The sequence below is a fragment of the Mesorhizobium sp. M7A.F.Ca.AU.001.01.1.1 genome (assembly GCF_004022735.1).
Classification (GTDB): Bacteria; Pseudomonadota; Alphaproteobacteria; order Rhizobiales; family Rhizobiaceae; genus Mesorhizobium; species Mesorhizobium ciceri.
In genome coordinates this window covers 1-2,500 of record NZ_RZPF01000849.1, presented here as the reverse complement: position 1 = coordinate 2,500, position 2,500 = coordinate 1, and the positions used below count along the sequence as shown (strand labels likewise).

The window sequence follows — 2,500 nt, the reverse complement described above, 5'->3', positions numbered from 1 at the left end:
GCATGGCCGCAGCCCGTTCTCGGGCGCCAAGGTCGCGGAGCTGTCGCCCCGGCTCGCGCAGCGGCTTGGCCTGCGCACGGACATCAAGGGCGTCACCGTGGTCGACATCAACCGCGATTCACCGGCCGCCGATTTCGGCTTCCAGCCGGGCGACATCGTGCGCGAGGTGAACGGCACCACCATCGATACCGCAGCGACCCTGGAGCTGGCGGCCAAGACGGATACGCGCTGGTGGCGCTTTACGGTCGAGCGCGGCGGGCAGATACTGCGTCAGGTGTTGCGTTATTAGGGCTGGGTTCCGTGCATTCGGGCTCATGCTCCAACGAAAAAGAAGTGCATGGCCGATCTGTTCAGCGTCGATGAACCGGAAAAGACGCCGCCTGGGCGGCCGCTGGCCGACAGGCTGCGGCCGAGGAACCTTGGCGAGGTCGTCGGCCAGGAGCATCTGACGGGGCCTGACGGCGCGCTGACCCGGTTGATCGGTTCCGGCTCGCTCGGCTCGATGATTTTCTGGGGGCCGCCCGGCACCGGCAAGACCACCGTGGCGCGGTTGCTCGCCGGTGAAACGAGTCTCGCCTTCGAGCAGATATCGGCTGTCTTTTCCGGCGTCGCCGACCTGAAAAAGGTGTTCGAATCAGCCAAATTGCGCCGTGCCAATGGCCGCCAGACCTTGCTGTTCGTCGACGAGATCCATCGCTTCAACCGCGCGCAGCAGGACAGTTTCCTCCCGGTCATGGAGGACGGGACAGTCGTGCTGGTTGGCGCCACGACCGAAAACCCGTCCTTCGAACTGAATGCCGCTTTGTTGTCACGCGCGCGCGTTCTGGTCTTCCATTCGCTTGGCGAGGAGAGCATCTCCAAGCTGATGGCGCGGGCGGAGGAGACCGAGGGCAGGGCGCTGCCGCTCGACGACGAGGCGCGGGCCATGCTCATCCGCATGAGCGATGGCGACGGCCGCGCCTCTCTTACCCTGGCAGAGGAAGTCTGGCGAGCAGCCAAGCCCGGCGAGGTCTTCGATTCCGAGGGTCTGCAGCGCATCGTCCAGCGCCGCGCGCCAATCTACGACAAGGGCCAGGACGGCCATTACAATCTGATCTCGGCGCTGCACAAATCGGTACGCGGTTCAGATCCTGACGCGGCTCTCTACTATCTCGCACGCATGTTCGATGCCGGCGAGGATCCGCTCTATCTAGGCCGCCGGCTGGTGCGCATGGCCATGGAAGACATCGGCCTTGCCGACCCGCAGGCGCTTGTCGTCGCCAATGCCGCCAAGGATGCCTACGACTATCTCGGCTCGCCCGAGGGCGAACTCGCCTTTGCCGAGGCCACCGTCTATCTCGCCACCGCGCCCAAATCCAACGCCGTCTACAACGCTTTCAAGGCCGCCACGCGGGCCGCCAAGGAACACGGCTCGCTGCTGCCGCCCAAGCACATCCTCAACGCGCCGACCAAGCTGATGAAAGAGGAGGATTACGGCGCGGGCTACCGCTACGACCATGACGAGCCGGATGCCTTTTCGGGGCAGGATTATTTTCCGGAGAAGATGGGTCGCCAGACCTTCTATGATCCGCCCGAGCGCGGCTTCGAGCGCGATATCAGGAAGCGGCTCGATTATTGGGCAAAGCTGCGCAAAGAGCGGGAATAGCCGGGTTGCGTGAGGCTATTGACCAGATCCAGCAGGCAGCCAGCCGGCCGCGGTAGCAGGGCCGTTGTGTGGTAACCCAAAAAACCTTATCAAGGCGCACGACCGGGCGGTGGCCATTGCCTTGATTTGGGCACCTCATTCGCAACAGGATCGCGCTTGGCGCGTGGAAAAATGACAAAAAATCTTCGCAAATCCCTTCGCAAATTCGCCATTGCCATCCCGCTTCTCGCCCTTGGCTTCTATTTCATCCCCATCCTGACGACGATCTTCATCGTCTGCGGCCTGATCGACGTGCTGCGCAACGACCGCAAGGATCTGTCGCTGTTCTCAGGCTATTTTCTCGGCAACGGCCTGTTCACCTGGCTGCTTTCGCCGTTCAACCTGCTGGTCGACCTCTTGTGCTACAGAAATCCTGGCGTGTGGAAGCTGGAGCAGTTTCCCGCCGACTATCAGCGCGAGGTCAACGAGGTCCTGGACATCTTCAAGGCGCGCAAGGATGAGATCATCGCCGATATCGATGCCAATTTCGGCGCCGGCCGGCGCGGCATGTATGTCTACCAGTGGTACGGCAAGCACAGGATCGACAACGTCGCCGAGTTCAACAAGGATTTCAAATACATCAAGACCATCGCCGTTTCCGTCTTCAGCAAGCGCGAATCGACGTCCTGGCATTTCGGCCCGCTGCGGCTCAGCTTGCGCATCCTCTACAATCTGATCCCGGTGAAGTCGGAGATTTTCGTCGAGTGCGGCAACGTCAAGAATTACTGGTACGACAATCCGCTGTTCATCTTCGACGACACGCTGCTGCATCGCTCGGTCAACGAGTATGACGGCCGCCGCTACTGCGTGTTCATG

At 61.8% G+C, this 2,500-nt stretch carries 3 protein-coding genes; all 3 read left to right on the top strand.

Features of this window, described 5'->3' with window-relative positions; all coding sequences use genetic code 11:
* Positions 1–289, top strand: a 289-nt coding sequence (locus EN884_RS32855; RefSeq protein WP_128361002.1) for a PDZ domain-containing protein, incomplete at its 5' end; no start/stop codon positions are given.
* Positions 290–337: 48 nt separating this feature from the next.
* Entirely contained in the window at positions 338–1,645 is a 1,308-nt protein-coding gene (locus EN884_RS32850; protein WP_063168069.1) for a replication-associated recombination protein A, read from the top strand.
* 171 nt (positions 1,646–1,816) lie between these two features.
* Positions 1,817–2,500 (top strand): aspartyl/asparaginyl beta-hydroxylase domain-containing protein (locus tag EN884_RS32845; RefSeq protein ID WP_164895309.1); only part of this gene is annotated, 684 nt, incomplete at its 3' end.